Origin of the sequence: Bradyrhizobium cytisi, assembly GCF_008123515.1 — a bacterium.
Taxonomy (GTDB): domain Bacteria; phylum Pseudomonadota; class Alphaproteobacteria; order Rhizobiales; family Xanthobacteraceae; genus Bradyrhizobium; species Bradyrhizobium cytisi.
Genome location: NZ_VSSR01000020.1, coordinates 18,268 through 35,737 on the forward strand (window position 1 = coordinate 18,268; position 17,470 = coordinate 35,737).

A 17,470-nucleotide genomic window follows, 5' to 3' on the forward strand; every position below is an offset into this window, starting at 1 on the left:
TACACCGGACGATTGCGGCGGGTCCACGCCTGCGTGCGACGGGCAAGGAGCTTATTGCTCCTTTTCCTTACCCGACCTGACGTCGAAATAGGTCCGCCGCGACTTATCCTCGCCGGTACCATAGGCATAGCTCGACGAAGGCGTCTGATATCCCGGCGGCGGCTCGGTCAGAGACTGGCGCGGCGGCTCGGACGTGAATTGCTTGCTCTCGTCCTTGTTGTTCGAAAACATCTTGAACAGGCCGCCGGTGTAACCGAGCTCGGCCGGGCTCATCGTCGGGTGGTTGGTGTTGCTGCCTGGCTGGATCGGATCATTGGTGGTTTTGTCCGGGGCGGCCGTCTTATGGGCGTCCAATTCGGCCGGCGACAGCGGGCGGGCGTTTTGCAAGTACTCCGCTGCTTTGTTGCCCGCCTTCTTCCGCTGAGCGATGGCCTCCTTGCGGCGCTTCTCGTCGGGATCCTTGGGCCAGTTTGGCGCATCCTTGGCGTCAGCGCTGGCGGGCGGCGGCAGGTCGAGCTTGGGCGGCACCACCAGCGGCGACCGCTCGCGGTACTCGATGCCCTTCTTTTCCATGCTCTTGGCGCCGATGCCGGACATCAGATTGTCGATGAGCTTCTCTTCGAAGGTCATGTCGTCATCGTCGTCGCCGTCGTCACCGGCGCGGACCGGGCCTGCCGACATCACGAGACCGATGCCGAGGGCGACGGCTGACAATTTCAGCGCCAGCCAAAGTCCCCGCCGGGCGTCTCGGCCGATCGAACCGCTGGTCTCGGAGCTACCCATGCCTATACCTGTTCCATACTGTGGCAGTCTTGATCGTGCCGGTCTCGCCGCGTCTCGCGCGACCACCCCTCGCCAAGCAAGGTTCCGCCTCCGGTCCGTATCAGCCGGGATCAGGGCGCTTTTGCGGCGGGTACCCCGAGGAAGGAATCATACAATAAGGCCGCCACCCCAGCAACGATCGCCACGTCCGCCAGGTTGAAGACGTACCAATTATAGGTATTTCCGGCGATTTCGATGTGGAACAGGGCGAAATCGACCACCGCGCCATAGGCCAGGCGGTCGATGCCGTTGCCGATGGCACCGCCGATGATCAGCCCCAGGGCTACCGTGGCGAGCCGGGTCTGTGACCGCGCCATCCAGATCGCGAGTGCAATCACTGCGACGACCTTCACCGCCATCAGCGCGAGTTGCGCGGCCCGATCGTCATTCTGGAGCCAGCCGAAGCTGATCCCGATGTTCCAGGCCAGCACCAGGTCGAAGAACGGCATCACCTTCACCACGCCGCGACGGGCAAGGTCGAACCCATTCAGCAGCCAGAGCTTTGAGGCCTGATCGGCCACGAGCGTGGCCACGGCTGCGAGAATGCCGGCGCGGAGCGGGGTCATGGCCGGGGATCAGACGCTCACGCCCAACGCCTTCCATTCGCGCAGCGCCTTGGCGTCGCGCGGGGTGACGTCGGGATATTCAGGGTCTTCACCCACGGTCGGCGAGATCTTCCAGGAACGGGCGCATTTGGTGCCGACGGCCTTCTCCACGACCACCGCGACGCCGGGCACGGCATCGAGACGGAATGCAGAGGCTGGTGCCGCGCCCTCACGCACCTCGTAGTTCGAGGTGATGCAGATCTCGGCAAGATCGGTGTCGAACAATTTCGCCAGCATCTCGCGGTCGGCGACATAGATCACCGGCGAGGCTTCGAGCGAGGAGCCGATGTTCTTGGCGGCACGTTCGAGCTCCAGCGCGCCGGTGACGACGCGGCGGACGTTGCGGATGGTCTCCCACTTCGCGGCGAGCTTGTCGTCGCGGAATTGTTCGAGACCTTCCGGGAACAGCGTCAGATGCACCGATGCTTCGGCTTCCGGCCCGTACATCCGCCAGCCTTCTTCGGCGGTGAAGCTCAGGACCGGGGCCAGCCATTTCAGGATTGAATTGCACAGCAGGTCGATCGTGGTCAGGGCCGCCTTGCGCGTCAGCGAGGACGGCGGGTCGCAATAGAGCGTGTCCTTGCGGATGTCGAAATAGAATGCCGAGAGCTCGCTGTTCAGGAAGGCGGACAGCGTTGCGACCACGTTCTTGAAGTCGAACGTCTCATAGGCCTTGCGGACCAATTCGGCGCGGAGCGCAAGCTCGTGCAGCATCAGCCGCTCGAGCTCCGGCATCTCGGCAGGCGTGACCGCGTCGGCCGGCTTGTAGTGATGCAGCGTGCCGAGCATCCAGCGCACGGTGTTGCGCAGCTTGCGGTAGGTCTCGACCGTGTTCTTCAGGATCTCGGGGCCGATGCGCTGGTCGTCGGTGTAGTCGCAGGACGCGACCCAGAGTCTCAGGATGTCGGCGCCGGATTCCTTGATGACGGACTGCGGCTCGATGGTGTTGCCGAGCGACTTCGACATCTTGCGGCCGTCCTCGGCCTGGGTGAAGCCGTGGGTCAGCACGATGTCGTAGGGCGCACGACCGCGCGTGCCGCAGCTCTCCAGCAGCGAAGAATGAAACCAGCCGCGATGCTGGTCCGAGCCTTCGAGATACATCACGGTGTCGGTGCCACCGTCGACCTTGCGCTTGATGCCGGCGAGACCGGGGAATTGCTCGGGGTCCTCGAGCACGAAGGCGTGTGTCGAGCCGGAATCGAACCAGACATCGAGAATATCGTCGACCTTCTGCCAATCCTCGTTGGCCCGCGGCCCCAGGAAGCGCTCGCGCGCCCCTGTCGCGTACCAGGCATCCGCACCTTCCTTTTCGAAGGCGTCGCCGATGCGGGTGTTGACGGCCTCGTCCTGCAGGATCTCGGCGGAGCCGTCGCCCTTCTCGCGGACGAACACGGCGATCGGCACGCCCCAGGCACGCTGGCGCGAGATCACCCAGTCGGGGCGGGCCTCGATCATGCCGGTGATGCGGTTCTCGCCTGACGGCGGCACCCATTGCGTCACCGAGATTGCGTGCAGCGCGCGGGCGCGCAGCGTATCGCCGGATTTGGTCTTGCCATCAGTGGCAATGTCCTTGTCCATCGCGATGAACCATTGCGGCGTGTTGCGGAAGATCACCGGCTTCTTGGAGCGCCAGGAATGCGGATATTGATGCTTGAGCCGGCCACGCGCGAGCAGCATGCCCTTGTCGACGAGCGCCTTGATCACGGCCTCGTTAGCATCGCCTTTCTCACCCTTGTCGGTGATGACGCGCTTGCCCGCAAAACCCGGCGCGTGGTCGGTATAGGCGCCGTTCTCGTCGACGGTGTAGGGGATCGCGCTGTTGATACCGCGGGCATCGAGCTCGCGGGTGCTCGCCGTCCAGACGTCGAAATCCTCGCGGCCGTGGCTGGGCGCGGTGTGCACGAAGCCGGTGCCTGTGTCGTCGGTGACGTGGTCGCCGGACAACAGCGGTACGATGAATTCGTAGCCGCCGGCGAGCCCCTTGAGCGGATGGGCGCATTCGATCGCGTCCATGGTGTCGCCGGGGATGTCGCGCACCTTCTCGTAAGCCGTGACGCGTGCCTGCTTGAAAACCTCTGCGGCGAGCGCGTCGGCGAGGATCAGCAGATCGCCGGTCTTGGCCCAATTGTCAGCCGGGGCGTCCGTCACCTTGTAGAGGCCATAGGCGATCTTCGGCGAGAACGAGATCGCGCGGTTGCCCGGCAGCGTCCAGGGCGTGGTGGTCCAGATCACGACGCTGGCCGAGGCCAGCGCGCCATGCGCGGGCGAGGTGATCGGGAATTTCACCCAGACCATGTCGGACGTGTAGTCCTCGTACTCGACCTCGGCTTCGGCCAGCGCGGTCTTCTCGACCACGCTCCACATCACCGGCTTGGAGCCGCGATAGAGCGTGCCGTTGGCGGCGAACTTCATCAGCTCGCGCGCGATCTGGGCTTCGGCCGGATAGTTCATGGTGGCGTAGGGGTGATCCCAGTCGCCGATCACGCCGAGGCGCTTGAACTCCTCGCGCTGCACGTTGAGCCAGTGCGTGGCGTAGGCGCGGCACTCTTTGCGGAAATCGATCATCGCGGCTGAGTCGCGGAAGTCGGGCTTCTGCTTGCCCTTCTTGCGGTAATGCTCTTCCTCAACCTTCCACTCGATCGGCAGGCCGTGGCAGTCCCAGCCGGGCACGTAGTTGGAATCGAAGCCGAGCATCTGCTGGCTCTTGGTGACGAGATCCTTCAGGATCTTGTTCAGCGCCGTCCCGATATGGATGTTGCCGTTGGCATAGGGCGGGCCGTCATGCAGCACGAACTTGTCGCGACCCTTTGCGCTCTCGCGCAGCTTCTCGTAGAGGCCGATCTCGTACCAGCGCTTGAGGATTTCCGGCTCGCGCTGCGGCAGGCCGGCGCGCATCGGGAATTCGGTCTGCGGCAGGAACAGGGTTTTCGAATAGTCTTTGACTTCGGATTTTTGGGACTTTTGCGGCTTTTCGGACATGAGGCTGACTGGCTCGGAATGGCGCGGGAACAGATGGCGATGCGGAATCGCGGGGTGAAACGACAAAATCCCGGTCTTGCGCCGAGCCGAAGGCTCAGGCGGAAGCCGGGCTGCTAATCCCTATGATGCGCCGCGCAAACATGGGCTCTCCATAGCAGGGGGCTAAGGGAAGCGCAAAGGTCCGGCGGGCCGGCTTTGGGCCCTCAATCGACGGTCCCGAGCCGCGGAAACGCGTCCGGGGCGGCGGCCAGCATGGCGCGAGCGCGGGCGGAATCGTCGTCCATCTGATGGATCAGGGCCTCCAGGCTGTCGAATTTCAGCTCCTCGCGGATGAAGCCGATAAAGGCGCAGTCCAGCACCTGCCCGTAAAGGTCACCCTTGAAGTCGAACAGGAAGATTTCGAGCAGCGGCGCGCCATTATCAAAGGTCGGCCGACGGCCGAAGCTCGCCACCCCGCTCAGACGCTCAGGCCCGCGGCCGACCCGCACGGCGTAGATTCCGTGCTTCAGGCCGCAATTGGCGTCGAGCCGGATGTTGGCGGTGGGATAGCCGAGGTCGCGGCCGCGCTTCTCGCCATGGATGACCTCGCCAGTGATGAACCAGGGCGCGCCCAGCATGGTGGTGGCCTCGTCGATCTGGCCCTCGGCGAGCGCGATCCGGATCGCGCTGGAGGAGACCGGGCGTTCGTCGATATCGACATGCGGCTGCACGTCGACCTCGATGCCGAGCCGGGGTGCCTCGTTCACCAAAAGGCCGGGCGAGCCGACGCGGCCTTTGCCGAAATGGAAGTCGTAGCCGACCGCGATGCCACCGATGCCGAGGCGCCCGATCAGGTCATGGTGGATGAAGTCTTGCGCACTGGTGCCGGCGCGGGCCTTGTCGAAGGTCATGACCACGGCACCGGCAAGCCCGGTCCCGGCCAGGAGCCGCAGCTTGGCGCGTTCGTCCGTCAGGCGGAATTGCGGGGTGTTGGGGCTGAAGAATCGGCGCGGATGCGGCTCGAAGGTCAGCGCCAGCGCAGGGCGGCCATGCGCCCGGCCCATCTCCAGGGCTGCGGCAATGACGGCCCGGTGGCCGAGATGAACCCCGTCGAAATTGCCCATGGCGACCACGGCCCCCTTCAGGATCGCAGAATCCGGCGTGGTATCGCGGATAACGGTAAATTGCGGGGCCATCAGAGGAATTCTCGAGCCGGCGGGACCGGCCGGGACCGTGGCTTGACCCGACCGGCGAAGTCAAGCCGGAGGGGCGGACGCACGGAACGCGATTTCAATCCAGCGGGTGCGGCCCCAGTTAACGCGCTGTTTAACGCCTTGGTGCTAGTGCTTGAAACGTGGAACCGCGGGCTACGGCCGGCAGGTCCGATCGTAATATTTCCTGGGTTTGCGTTGGGGGAGTCGAGATGGCGGTTGATTTGTCGATGTCGGTTCTGGTGGTGGACGATTACAGCACCATGATCCGTATCATCAGGAATCTCCTGAAGCAGCTTGGCTTCGAGAACATCGATGATGCCAGCGACGGCTCGGCGGCTCTGAACAAGATGCGCGGCAAGAAGTACGGGCTCGTGATCTCCGACTGGAACATGGAGCCGATGACGGGTTACGACCTGCTCCGCGAAGTGCGGGCAGATCCCAATCTCGCCACCACGCCTTTCATCATGATCACGGCGGAATCGAAGACCGAGAACGTGATCGCGGCCAAGAAGGCCGGCGTGAACAACTACATCGTCAAGCCGTTCAATGCGGCGACGCTGAAGACCAAGATCGAGGCGGTCTTCCCGGACATGGCGAGCGCGTAAGCGCGCTTTGGTGTCCCGGACAAGGCGCGTTACATTAGTAACGCGACGCTGAGCCGGGACCCAGTCCATCCACGGCATCACTTGCGGCTTCTGGGCCCCGGCTCTGCAACGCTTCGCGCTGCGTCTGGGGCACGATAGTTCCTACCACTTCAATTCGCGCATCAGCGCCTTCGGCGGGTGGCCGAACAATTCCGTCACTGACTTGGGGTCGAGCTGGTCGAGGCCCTCGAACTCCTCGGCATGGATGCCGCGGGTGACGAACAGGCAGTCGACGCCGAATTCACGTGCGCCGGTCAGGTCGGTGCGGACGGAATCGCCGATCGCCAGCACCTTTTTCCGATCGATTGGATGCCCCTGGCGTTCGCCGGCGAGCGCCATCGCGCGCTCGTAGATCGGTCGGTGCGGCTTGCCGTAGAAGATCACCTCGCCGCCAAGCTCGCGATACAGCTCGGCAATCGCGCCGGCACAATAGATCAGCCGGTCGCCGCGCTCGACCACGATGTCGGGGTTGGCGCAGATCAGCGTCAGCTTGCGCTCGCGCGCCTTGAGCATCATGCCGCGATAATCTTCCGCGGTCTCGGTCTCGTCGTCATAGAGACCGGTGCAGACGATGTAGTCGGCCTCTTCCAGCGGCGCGGTTTTCGCATCGAGGCCGCGATAGATCGAGTTGTCGCGCTCGGGGCCGAGCCAGAACATCTTGCGGCCGGGATGCTCGGCGACATAGTGCCGGGTCAGATCGCCCGAGGAGACGATTGCGTCATAGGTCTCGTCGGCGACACCGAGCTTGCGCAGTTGCCGCTGCACGGAGGCGGCCGGGCGCGGCGCGTTGGTGATCAGGATCACCGTACCGCCACGGCTGCGATAGGTGTGCAGCGCCTCGCAGGCCTCGGGGAAGGATTCCAGCCCGTTATGGACCACGCCCCAGATGTCGCTGAGCACGACGTCGACCCCGCCCACGAGCTCGCGCAGGCTTTGGGCGAAATGCAGCGTGGTCATGATGCGTGCGGCCGATCAGATGCGGCGCGCCAGCGCCGCGTTGCCGGTGATGCGCGATGACGGGGCGGCAGGCGCCGCAGCTGATGTTGCGCCTGGGCTGGGTGTTCCGGAGCCATTGGATCCCTGAATGTCCTGCGCCGGGTTCGACGCGGCCCCGCCGGTAGCAGATGCCCCCTCGGGCCGCAATGGCCGGGGCGGTGCGAACAGAAAGCCCTGGCCGAACCGCACGTCATAGTCGAGCAAGTCGATCACCGCGCGCTCGCCCTCGATCCGCTCCGCGATCAAATCGATGCCGAAGCGGCCGAGCAGGTCGGACAGGTCGGAGGGATGAATATCCGAGGTCGACGCCTGCTTGGGGTCGAGCAGGAGCGAGGCCGGGACCTTGATGAAGCGCACGCCGCGGTCGGCGAGCTCGCGCGGCTCGATCCGCAAGTCGGTGACATGGTCGATCGAGAAGCGGAAGCCGCGCTGCGCGAGTGCCGCGAGATTCTCGGTCTCTGCAGGGCCGAGGCCGCGGAAGGTCGACTGCTTGAACTCCAGCACCAGCGATGGCGCGAGCGCCCGGTTGGCTTCGAGGAAGTCGAGGCATTGCGCGAAGGTGGTGGAATTGCCGAGCGTCGAAGCCGCGACGTTACAGAACACGCCGACATCCTTGTTGCGCACCATCAGCCGCCGCAACACCTGGACACAGCGCAACAACACCATGTTGTCGATGCGTCCGATCAGCCCCGAGACCTCGGCGATGCTGATGAACTCTTCCGCAGCAATCAGCTGGTCGCGCTCGTCGCGCACCCGAGTCACGGCCTCGTAGAAGCGGACCTTGCGCTGCGGCAGCGTCACCATCGGCTGGAGGAAGATGTCGATGCGGTTCTCGTCGATGGCGTTGCGCAACGTCACCAGCATCTGGGTCTGGTTGCGGCCATTGACCGTCGAAACGGCATTGGCGGTGTGGGTCTGGACGGCCGGCGGCGGCGGCCGCGGCGGTGCGGGAAGCGGCGGAGGAGCGGCCGCACGTTCCTCGAAGGGCGCCATCAGGTCGATCGGTGCTTCCGGCTCCAGCCTGGCGACCGGAGCGGGGGCCGGCGGCGGCGCGTGACCGGCCAGCAGGTCCTCATGGGTCGACACGGTGGCGGCAAGCTGCCTGACCAGCCCGCCGAGCTCGTTGATCTCGCCGACCACCGACTGGACACGATCGGAATTGGTCGAATTGGACGAGGCGATACGGCCCTCGATCGCGGCGAGCCGGCGGCCGTACTCGGCCACCTGGCGGGCGAGATCGGCGGTGCCGCGCGACAGGTCGGCGATCTGCCCGCCGACGTCACTGCGGTCGCGCAGCCGCATCGAGACCGCGTTGTAGAGGATCAGGAAGGTCAGCGCGGTCAGGGCCACGATCGCGGATTCGGTTCCGCTGATGCCGGCGACCGCGTAGAGCACGAGCCCGAGCGAGGCCGCGACCAGAACCATGCAGATGGCGATAAAGATCGTCGAAATGCGAATCATGCCGCGCGTTATGCCTCAAGATCTGACTGCCCCACCCGGGAAAACACGGGCCGCAATTCGCACCCGTCACGCCTCATGCTTCCCAAGCATGCATGACCCTAACATCATTGTTGATTCGAGGGGATAGCGGCCGCACGCGGCGAGTGCTGGGTCAGGACGGCGCGGCGGCGCCGACCGTGTCGGCCGAAACGGCGTCGCGGCTGCCGAGCGGCTTGGGCCGTCCGGTGGTCGTATCGCGCAGGGTCTGCCGCTCGACCTCCGAGTTCAGCTCGGCCCCGAACATGATGACGATGGCCGACATCCACATCCACATCATCAGGCCGATCGCCGCGCCAAGCGAGCCGTACGTCGCGCTGTAGTTGGCGAATTCGGACAGGTACCAGGACAACAGTGCCGAGCCGGCGATCCAGAGGATGGCGGCCGTCACTGCGCCGAGGCTCAGCCATTGCCAGCGCGGCGCATCCCGGCTGGGCGCGAAGCGGTAGAGGATGGCAAGCGCTACCAGCAGGAGGACGAACAGCAGCGGCCATCGTGCGAGAGCGATGACCAGCTTGCTTTCGGGCGCAAGCCCGAGATGGTTCAGCGCGAGCGGGAAGGCGACCACGGCGCCCACCATCAACAGCAGCGCTGCGATGCCGCCGACCGTGAAGGCCAGCGACACCAGGTTCAGGCGGATGAAGCTGCGCTTTTCACGCTCCTCGTAGGCGACGTTGAGCGCGTCGAAGACGGATTTGACGCCGGCGTTGGCGCTCCAGAGCGCAAGCACAAGGCCGAACAGGAACGTGGCCCCAAGTGCTGTATTGCCTTTGGACACCACGCGGGCGACCTGGTCCTGGATGATCTGGAACGTACCCTCGGGCAGCATCATCGCGAGGGTCTGCAGGTTGCCGGCGATCGTCGAGGGATTGGCGAACAGGCCGTAGAACGAGACGAGCGCGGTTATCGCCGGAAAGATCGCCAGCAACCCGAAGAAGACGACGCCGCCCGCGGTCGCGAGCAAGCGATCTTCATCGATGCGCTGATAGATGCGCCAGAAAATATCCTTCCAGCCGGCCCAAGGAATTGCGAACGGATCGTTGGAGCGACGGCCGCGTCCGGGCTGCGCGGCCGCACGCCCGGCGCTCGTCTCCGGCGAATTCGCCTCGTTATGGCGGTGGTCCTGCGGCGGCCCCGACCGGATCAGGCCAGACTCCTTGAAATACCGTTCCGCGCTCAGCACGAACACGGCACTGGCTGCCATCAGCAGCCACTTATCGAACTGCTCGGAGCGCCGCGCGGGCATCACGCGTCCGATCCATGCCTGTGCCGCCTTCGCCGCGCGGCAGTGAACCCCAAGACACCTATCGCCGCGAGCATCAGGCCAAGCTGCACCGGTCGGTTGGTGTGGATGGAGCTGGGTTTGCTGCCATTGCCGCGTTCGCCCGGCGCGAGCGGCACTAGGGGAATCGTCGTCGCGACCTCCTTTACCGCCTCCTTGACGGTTCCGCGCGGAATGCGCGGGGTGGCAATCGCCACTCGAAGCCGGCTGGCGAGTGGCACGATCGGCTTGGGCTTGCGCTTCATCTGCACCATGGCGACGCCGGCGCAGGCGACGGCCAGTACCAAGAGCACCGCCCCGACGGCCCCAAACCCCCAGAATTGTCCATAGGTGATCGCAACCCACCGGTAGAGAGCGATCAGGCCGACAAAGAAGGCCGCAATCAGGAACAGCCCGGCCACTACGAACAGTCCCACCGCGACCGCGTAGGACGTCACGCGTCCGGTGGTCTGGCTGGTGCGGTCACGCAGATACGACCGCGCCGCGCGCTTGAGATGATTGAGTTTCAGCGCCATGCCGGCGCGCAGCAATTCGCCCGATGGCGCGAGCATGCGGATATCCTCCGAGAGCGCGTAAATTCGTTGGGGGATGAACGTGGCGGAATTTGACTTGTTCCGCCGCGTGCTCGATCAACCGAGATCGGCGGCCGCGATCCAGAACACCTCGCCCTCGGAGTCCTCCGTGTCGAGCCAGAGCAGGGGCAGTTCCGGAAAAGCCTCGTCGACCAGCTCGCGACCGCGGCCGATCTCGCAGAGCAGGCCGCCGTCCGGTGTGAGATGGTCTGGCGCATCGCGCAGGATGCGACGGACGACGTCGAGGCCGTCGGCGCCACCGTCGAAGGCGAGCTTCGGCTCGGCCCGGCATTCCGGCGGCAGCGCCGCCATGCCTTCCGCGTCGACGTAGGGCGGGTTGGTGATGATAAGGTCGTATTTGTTGGCGCCCAGCGGCGCGAACAGGTCGCCCCGATGGAGCGTGATCCGCTCATCCAGCCGATGTTCCCCAACATTGCGCGCCGCGACTTCGAGTGCGCCCTTGGAGATGTCGACGGCGTCAACCATGGCATTCGGAAAGTGATATGCGGTGAGGATCGCAAGACATCCCGATCCCGTGCAGAGATCGAGCACGCGCTCGACGGCCGTGGGATCGTCGATCAGCGAACCCGCTTCGCCGTCGCCGCCGAAATGCGAATCCAGGAGCTCGCCAATGAAGGAGCGCGGAACGATGACGCGCTCGTCGACATAGAACGGCAGGCCGCGCATGTAGATCTTGTTGACGAGGTAGGCCGCCGGTTTGCGTGTGGTCACGCGCTTATGGATGAGATCGAGCAGGGTCTTGCCTTCAGCGGCGGTGACGCGCGCATGGCCAAAAATCTCGAACTGGTCGGGATGCAGGTGCAGGGCTTCGCAGACCAGGAAGACGGCTTCCGCCACCGGATCGGTCGTGCCATGGGCAAAGGCAAGTTTCGCCTCGACGAAGCGGCTGACCGCATAGCGGACGAAATCGATCAGCGTGAGCAGCTCGCCGCGGCCGATCTTCGTGAGTTTTGGCGCAGCGCGGCCGCGCGTGGTCTTTCTCACGGCTCTTGCCATCAGGATCGGGTCCAGCGGGCGGCGGCCTCGTCGTCACGGGCGTGGGCCTCTACCCAGCCGGTGCCGGTGTCGCGCTCTTCCTTCTTCCAGAACGGTGCGCTGGTCTTGAGATAATCCATCAGGAACTCGGCCGCCTCAAACGCCGCTCGGCGGTGTTGCGAGGCGGTGAGCACCAGCACGATGTTCTGGCCGGGCATGAACCGCCCGACGCGATGGACGACCGTGACGCCGTTGAGCGGCCAGCGCGAGATCGCCTCGTCGACATGGCGCTTGATCTCTTCTTCCGCCATATCAGGATAATGCTCGAGCGTGAGCGCCGCGATCTTCGAACTGTCCTCGTCGGCGCGACAGATGCCGGAGAAGCTGACGACCGCGCCGATATCGGTGCGGCTCTCGGTCAGGACCGCGATCTCGCGCGCGATGTCGAAATCGTCTTGCTGGATGCGGATCGTGACGGGGCAGCTGGTCATAGGGGGAGTCATGGGCTAGCCGCCGGTCATAGGCGGGAAGAACGCGATCTCGCGGGCGCCAGCGATCGCGGCGTCGGCCTTGACGTGGGCGTGGTCGATCGCGGTGCGGATCACCTTCGGCTTCTCGAACGCATAGGCATAAGCCTCGCTTTGACCGGACAGCCAGGCGATCAGCTCCTCGACGGTGCGTACCGTCGCGGGCGGCTCGATCGTCTCCTCGGCCTTGCCGACGCGCTCGCGCACCCAGGCGAAGTACTTCACCCTCATCCCTCGTCCTCCTTGATGAGGTGGTGGATGCCGGCGCGGAAATAATCGTAGCCCGTGTACATGGTCAGGATCGCCGAGGCCCATAGCAGGACGAGGCCGATCAGCGAGACCATAGGAACGACCTCGTCGCCGGCCGGACCGGCGAGCAGAAAGCCGATCGCGACGAGCTGAACCGTGGTCTTCCATTTGGCGAGCTTGGTCACGGGCACGCTGACACGGAGCGCGGCGAGGTATTCGCGCAGGCCCGAGACCAGGATCTCGCGGCACAGGATCACGATGGCGGCCCACAGCGACCAGCCATGGATGATACCATCGGCGGCCAGCATCAGGAGGCAGGAGGCGACCAGCAGCTTGTCGGCAATCGGGTCGAGCATCCGGCCGAACGCCGATTGCTGATTCCAGATCCGCGCGTAATAGCCGTCGAGATAGTCCGTCACCGCGGCGCCGATGAAGATCGCGACTGCGACCCAGCGCAGCCACAACGGGTAGTCCATGATCGACTGCGCATAGATGCATCCGACCACGACCGGGATCGCGGCGATCCGGCCATAGGTCAGGATGTTCGGGAGGGACATCGCGCGGCTGGTCGTCCCTCGTGTCGTGGCGATGTTCATCGGTCCTACCAATACCGCTCCAGCCTGAAGGTCAACCGTCCGCCCCCAATTGGGGCGCGGGATGCGACGACCATATGACTATAGCTTCGGCCCCTTTAGTTCACCCCGGCTGGGGATGGAAATAGTCGAAAATCCTGCGGGCGCTCTCGGCACTCACCCCAGGAACCTTGCCGAGATCGGCGATCGAGGCGCGTTCGATCTCCTTCAGGGTTCCGAAATGGTGCAGCAGGGCACGTTTGCGTGACGGGCCGATGCCCGGAATCTCCTGCAAACCGGCCTCGCGAATGTCCTTCTTGCGCAGCTTGCGGTGCGAGCCGATGACGAAGCGGTGGGCCTCGTCGCGCAGGCGCTGGATGAAATAGAGCACGGGGTCGCGCGGCTCCAGCTTGATCGCCTCGCGCTCCGGCATGAACAGGGTCTCGCGGCCGGCATCCCGGTCCGGCCCCTTCGCGACCGACATCAGCGACACCTGGGTCAGGCCGAGATTGGTGAAGATCTCCCGGACGGCGTTGAGCTGGCCGCGGCCGCCGTCGATGATCACGAGATCGGGCCATTGCGGGAAATCGTCGTCCTTGACCTTGGCAGCGCTCTCCTCGGGCGGGCTGATCAGGCGCTTGAAGCGGCGCTCCAGCACCTCGCGCATCATGCCGTAATCGTCGCCGGGCGTGAGCCCTTCGGACTTGATGTTGAACTTGCGGTACTGGTTTTTCACAAAACCGTCCGGGCCGGCGACGATCATGGCGCCGACAGCGTTGGTGCCCTGGATGTGGCTGTTGTCGTAAACCTCGATGCGCTTGGGCGCATGCGGCAGGCTCAGCGTCGTGGCCATGGCGTCGAGCAGGCGGCTTTGGGTCGCAGTATCCGCGAGCTTGCGGCCGAGCGCTTCGCGCGCATTGGTCAGCGCGTGGGTGACGAGCTCCTTCTTCTCGCCGCGCTTGGGCGTGGTGACCTCGATCTTGTGGCCGGCCTTGATCGACAGCGCGTTGGCGAGCAGGTCGCTCTCCTCGATGTCATGCGAGAGCAGGATGGTCTTCGGCGGCGGCTTGTCGTCGTAGAACTGGGCGAGGAAGGACCCCAGCACTTCCTCCGGCGTAAAGGTCTTCTCTGCGCGCGGGAAATAGGCGCGGTTGCCCCAGTTCTGGCCGGTGCGGAAGAAGAACACTTCGACGCAGGAGAAGCCGCCTTCCTGGTGGATGGCGAACACGTCGGCTTCCTCCACCGTGCGCGGATTGATGCCCTGCTGCGACTGGATCGCCGACAGCGCGGCGAGGCGGTCACGATAGAGCGCCGCGCTCTCGAATTCGAGCTCGCCGGAAGCCTTCTCCATCTCGCCTGCGAGCTCCTGCTTCACCGCCTGGCTCTTGCCGGACAGGAAGTCGGTCGCCTCGCGCACCAGCGTCGTATAGCCTCCGAAGTCGATCTCGCGGGTGCAGGGGCCGGCGCAACGGCGGATCTGGTAGAGCAGGCAGGGCCGCGAGCGGCTCTCGAAGAAGGAATCCGTGCAGGAGCGGATCAGGAATGCGCGCTGCAAGGCCGTGATGGTGCGGTTGACGGCGCCGGCGGAGGCGAACGGGCCGAAATAGCGCCCGGGCCGGGTCTGTGCCCCGCGGTGCTTCAGGATCTGCGGCGCCCAATGGTCGCCGGTGATCAGAATATAGGGAAACGATTTGTCGTCGCGCAGCTGCACGTTGAAGCGCGGCCGCAGCTGCTTGATGAGGTTGGCTTCCAGCAGCAGCGCCTCGGTCTCGGTTGTGGTCGAGACGATCTCCACGGTCACCGTGGCCGCGATCATGCGCAGGATGCGCGCCGGCAGCGGGGCACCCTGGCGGGCGTAGTTGGACAGGCGCTTTTTGACGTTCTTGGCCTTGCCGACGTAGAGCACGTCGGCATTCGCGCTGAGCATGCGATAGACGCCGGGCGAGGTCGGCGCGAGCCGGACCGCGCGCTCGATCGCCTCGTGACCGGTCGCCAGCGGCTCCTCGCCGATCGCGCCGCTCTCTTCCAGAATGTCGGGCAGCCGTGCATCGTCCTCGTCGTCGCCGCCCATGGTGGCGGGATCGAGGTCGGGCGGCGCCGTCTCCTGGGGCTGTTGGAGCGGGGCGTCGGCGGTCGCAACTCGCGGCGATTTGCGCGCGCGTGCGTCGTCCGGATCGTCGGTGGAATCGTGAACCATGGTGCGAATTTAGGCGCTGGGGGAGCCGATTTGAAGTTCCGGCCGTGCCGCACGCACAGAATGGCAGGCGCAGCTCCCGGTAACGCTTCCTTAAGTCTGTTAACAGCGCGGTAACGGGTCTTAACAGCCCTTTAACTTAAAACTCTCGATAAATCTTACGCGAAAAAGTGGTGGTTCCGTAACCATGCGGTCTGGCCTTGCGCGGCGGCGCGGGCATCGCACCCGGTTGCGGCAGTTGCGTTGGAGTGTGCGATGAAGGGGCTCGTTGTGGGCGCAGCCGCGTTGGTTGCAGCCGGCTGGGCGGCTTCGGCAGGGGCCGCCGATCTCAGTTACGGGCAGCGTGCGCCCTACACGGTCAATCAGCCGCTCAATGGCTACAGCTGGGCCGGCCCGTATCTCGGCGCCAATCTCGGCTATGAATGGGGCTCGGTGAGCAACACGCCCGTGAAGCCCTCCGGCTTCGTCGGCGGCGTGCAAGCCGGCTACAATTTCCAGAACGGCCCGTGGGTGTTCGGCGTCGAGGGCGACATCCAGGCCGCAGGCGCCGACGACACTTTTGCGCCGTGGAAGTTCTCCAATCCCTGGTTCGGCACACTGCGTGGTCGCGCCGGCTATGCCTTCAGCAACATCCTGTTCTACGGCACCGCCGGCCTCGCCTTCGGCGAGCTGCGCGCGCAGACCTTCGGCTGGACGGAATCGCACACCACCGCCGGCTGGACCGCTGGCGTCGGCGCGGAAGTCGGCTTCGCGCCGAACTGGAGCGCGAAGCTCGAATATCTCTACATCGATCTGTCGTCGAGCCAGTTCGCAATTACAGGCGTGTCAAACGGCTATAGCGCCAGCGTTGTTCGCGCAGGCGTGAACTATCACTTCTGATAGCCAAATAAGAAAATACCGGACTAGAGCCTCCCGGCCGCTCGCGGCCGGGACTTTTTTGCGCCAGGCTTCTTGGGGCAGGTCCGCTACGAAAGGATCACGAGATTGACCGCCTTCGGCCCCTTCCCCTTCTTGTCCGGTTCGACTTCGAATGTGATACGCTGTCCTTCGGCAAGGTCCTTCAGTCCCGCCCGCTCAACCGCGGTGATGTGAACGAAGACATCGCGACCGCCGTCGTCCGGCTTGATGAAGCCGTAGCCGCGCTCGCCGTTGAAGAACTTAACCGTTCCCGTATTGGCCATCGGGAAACTCCCCCTCATTGCTCCTCCGTCGCAACGCAGACGCGCGTCGCGACATGACCGGGCATCACGTAGCCCGGGAGAGCTGGCCATCCTTGGGCAGACCCTTCGGTCCGACTGGATCTTTGTTAGGCCTTCACTCCGCCGCAACCATTCGCGGAAGCGGAACGTAAAGCCAGTCACGCCAACAGCATAATACGGTTCTTTGCAGATTGACTACCGCTACTGCATCTTTTTCCCAAGAATGGCGGCGCTTTAGGGGTAAGGCTTTGGTACTTCCAATCGGAATCTGGCAGCGCCGCCTTGGCCGAGCGGCATTTCCAGCTCGGGCAGGATCGTCTTGAGCTCGCCCTGCAGCGTATAGGGCGGATTGACGATCAACAGCCCGGCGGACGTGAGAGGTGCGCCGTCCATCTGCGGCGCGGCGCTGAATTCGAGCCGCAGACATTTTCCCGGAGTCTTTGCTGCAGCCGCGGTCCGCGCCACCAGTTGCGCCAGCGCGTCGGTGGCGCGCCGGCTCTTGGCGGGATACCAGATTACATAGATACCGGTTGGCCATTTCGCATAAGCGGTGGAGAAGGCCTCGCCCAGTCTCTCGAACTCGTCTTTGGTCTCAAACGGCGGGTCGATCAGCACGAGCCCGCGCCGCTCCTTCGGCGGCACGAACGCGGGCAGCGCCATCCAGCCGTCCAGATCGACCACGCGGGCCTGTTCGTCCCGCCGCAACACGCCGATCAGCGCCTTGCGTGCCTTCGGCTCGAGCTCGCAGGCCACGAGGCGATCTTGCGGCCGCATCAGGCCGCGCGCGATCAAGGGCGAGCCCGGATAGGCCTTGAGCTCGCCCTTCGGATTGAAGGCGCGGACGATGTCCATGTACGGCTTGGTCAGCGCGACGGTCTCGTTCGAAAGGCGCGCCTGCATCAGCCGCGCGATTCCCGTCAGCCACTCGCCGCTGCGGCGGGCCTCGTCGCTGTCGAGATCATAGAGGCCGGCACCCGCATGGGTGTCGATGACGCGGAAGGCGGCCGGCTTGTCCTGCAAATAGGTCAGGATGCGCGCCAGCACGATGTGCTTGATGACATCGGCGAAGTTGCCGGCGTGAAAGGCGTGACGATAGTTCATGCAAGAGCACTACGCCACGCGATGGCTTGAGCAAAGAGGCAC

The 17,470-nt window shown here is 64.8% G+C and carries 17 protein-coding genes; 2 read left to right on the plus strand and 15 right to left on the minus strand.

Annotated elements, in window-relative coordinates:
- Positions 1–51: 51 nt before the first annotated feature.
- The 4 genes from FXB38_RS12135 to FXB38_RS12150 all read right to left on the minus strand — a co-directional run bounded on the left by FXB38_RS12135 (position 52) and on the right by FXB38_RS12150 (position 5,581).
- Positions 52–783: a hypothetical protein gene (locus FXB38_RS12135; protein WP_148751095.1), complete on the minus strand. Its 732-nt coding sequence runs from the start codon at positions 781–783 to the stop codon at positions 52–54.
- Positions 784–893: 110 nt separating this feature from the next.
- A complete protein-coding gene (gene lspA / locus FXB38_RS12140) occupies positions 894–1,388 on the minus strand; it encodes a signal peptidase II (protein WP_148751096.1) in 495 nt (164 codons plus the stop codon).
- A 9-nt stretch (positions 1,389–1,397) separates the two neighbouring features.
- Positions 1,398–4,406 carry an isoleucine--tRNA ligase gene (ileS, locus tag FXB38_RS12145; RefSeq protein ID WP_148751097.1) on the minus strand — a complete coding sequence of 1,003 codons (3,009 nt, stop codon included), beginning with the start codon at positions 4,404–4,406 and terminating at the stop codon, positions 1,398–1,400.
- Positions 4,407–4,609: 203 nt separating this feature from the next.
- The gene (locus FXB38_RS12150) at positions 4,610–5,581 is read right to left on the minus strand and encodes a bifunctional riboflavin kinase/FAD synthetase (RefSeq protein ID WP_148751098.1); all 972 of its coding nucleotides are present in this window, start codon (positions 5,579–5,581) and stop codon (positions 4,610–4,612) included.
- 227 nt (positions 5,582–5,808) lie between these two features.
- Here FXB38_RS12150 and FXB38_RS12155 point away from each other — a divergent pair, with 227 nt between their 5' ends.
- Positions 5,809–6,204, plus strand: coding sequence for a response regulator (locus FXB38_RS12155; RefSeq protein WP_007596883.1), 396 nt, complete (start codon positions 5,809–5,811; stop codon positions 6,202–6,204).
- A 141-nt stretch (positions 6,205–6,345) separates the two neighbouring features.
- Here FXB38_RS12155 and FXB38_RS12160 read toward each other — a convergent pair whose 3' ends face one another.
- The 9 genes from FXB38_RS12160 to uvrC all read right to left on the minus strand — a co-directional run bounded on the left by FXB38_RS12160 (position 6,346) and on the right by uvrC (position 15,131).
- Positions 6,346–7,200, minus strand: a complete 855-nt coding sequence (locus FXB38_RS12160; RefSeq protein WP_148751099.1) for a TIGR01459 family HAD-type hydrolase — start codon at positions 7,198–7,200, stop codon at positions 6,346–6,348.
- 15 nt (positions 7,201–7,215) lie between these two features.
- Positions 7,216–8,700 (minus strand): EAL domain-containing protein, encoded by a 1,485-nt coding sequence (locus tag FXB38_RS12165; RefSeq protein WP_148751100.1) that lies wholly within the window; start codon positions 8,698–8,700, stop codon positions 7,216–7,218.
- A gap of 151 nt (positions 8,701–8,851) precedes the next feature.
- Entirely contained in the window at positions 8,852–9,982 is a 1,131-nt protein-coding gene (locus FXB38_RS12170; protein ID WP_148751101.1) for a YihY/virulence factor BrkB family protein, read from the minus strand.
- Positions 9,982–10,569, minus strand: coding sequence for a phage holin family protein (locus FXB38_RS12175; protein WP_148751102.1), 588 nt, complete (start codon positions 10,567–10,569; stop codon positions 9,982–9,984). Before FXB38_RS12175 ends, FXB38_RS12170 begins: the two co-directional genes overlap by 1 nt.
- Before the next feature lie 78 nt (positions 10,570–10,647).
- Positions 10,648–11,607 (minus strand): 50S ribosomal protein L3 N(5)-glutamine methyltransferase, encoded by a 960-nt coding sequence (gene prmB, locus FXB38_RS12180; protein ID WP_148751103.1) that lies wholly within the window; start codon positions 11,605–11,607, stop codon positions 10,648–10,650.
- The gene (locus FXB38_RS12185) at positions 11,607–12,089 is read right to left on the minus strand and encodes a molybdenum cofactor biosynthesis protein MoaE (RefSeq protein WP_148751104.1); all 483 of its coding nucleotides are present in this window, start codon (positions 12,087–12,089) and stop codon (positions 11,607–11,609) included. The genes prmB and FXB38_RS12185 overlap by 1 nt, the downstream gene beginning before the upstream one ends.
- A 3-nt stretch (positions 12,090–12,092) precedes the next feature.
- The gene (gene moaD, locus FXB38_RS12190) at positions 12,093–12,344 is read right to left on the minus strand and encodes a molybdopterin converting factor subunit 1 (protein ID WP_148751105.1); all 252 of its coding nucleotides are present in this window, start codon (positions 12,342–12,344) and stop codon (positions 12,093–12,095) included.
- Positions 12,341–12,958, minus strand: a complete 618-nt coding sequence (gene pgsA / locus FXB38_RS12195) for a CDP-diacylglycerol--glycerol-3-phosphate 3-phosphatidyltransferase (protein ID WP_148751106.1) — start codon at positions 12,956–12,958, stop codon at positions 12,341–12,343. The genes moaD and pgsA overlap by 4 nt, the downstream gene beginning before the upstream one ends.
- Positions 12,959–13,058: 100 nt before the next feature.
- Positions 13,059–15,131 carry an excinuclease ABC subunit UvrC gene (gene uvrC, locus FXB38_RS12200; protein WP_148751107.1) on the minus strand — a complete coding sequence of 691 codons (2,073 nt, stop codon included), beginning with the start codon at positions 15,129–15,131 and terminating at the stop codon, positions 13,059–13,061.
- Positions 15,132–15,383: 252 nt separating this feature from the next.
- On the opposite strand from uvrC, the gene FXB38_RS12205 reads away from it, so the two are divergent.
- Positions 15,384–16,007: an outer membrane protein gene (locus FXB38_RS12205; protein WP_148751108.1), complete on the plus strand. Its 624-nt coding sequence runs from the start codon at positions 15,384–15,386 to the stop codon at positions 16,005–16,007.
- Positions 16,008–16,093: 86 nt separating this feature from the next.
- On the opposite strand, the gene FXB38_RS12210 is transcribed toward FXB38_RS12205, so the two are convergent.
- Together FXB38_RS12210 and FXB38_RS12215 are read right to left on the minus strand one after the other, a co-directional pair.
- The gene (locus FXB38_RS12210; protein WP_027534220.1) at positions 16,094–16,309 is read right to left on the minus strand and encodes a cold-shock protein; all 216 of its coding nucleotides are present in this window, start codon (positions 16,307–16,309) and stop codon (positions 16,094–16,096) included.
- Between the two features lie 252 nt (positions 16,310–16,561).
- Positions 16,562–17,428 carry a 23S rRNA (adenine(2030)-N(6))-methyltransferase RlmJ gene (locus FXB38_RS12215; RefSeq protein ID WP_148751109.1) on the minus strand — a complete coding sequence of 289 codons (867 nt, stop codon included), beginning with the start codon at positions 17,426–17,428 and terminating at the stop codon, positions 16,562–16,564.
- Positions 17,429–17,470 lie beyond the last annotated feature (42 nt).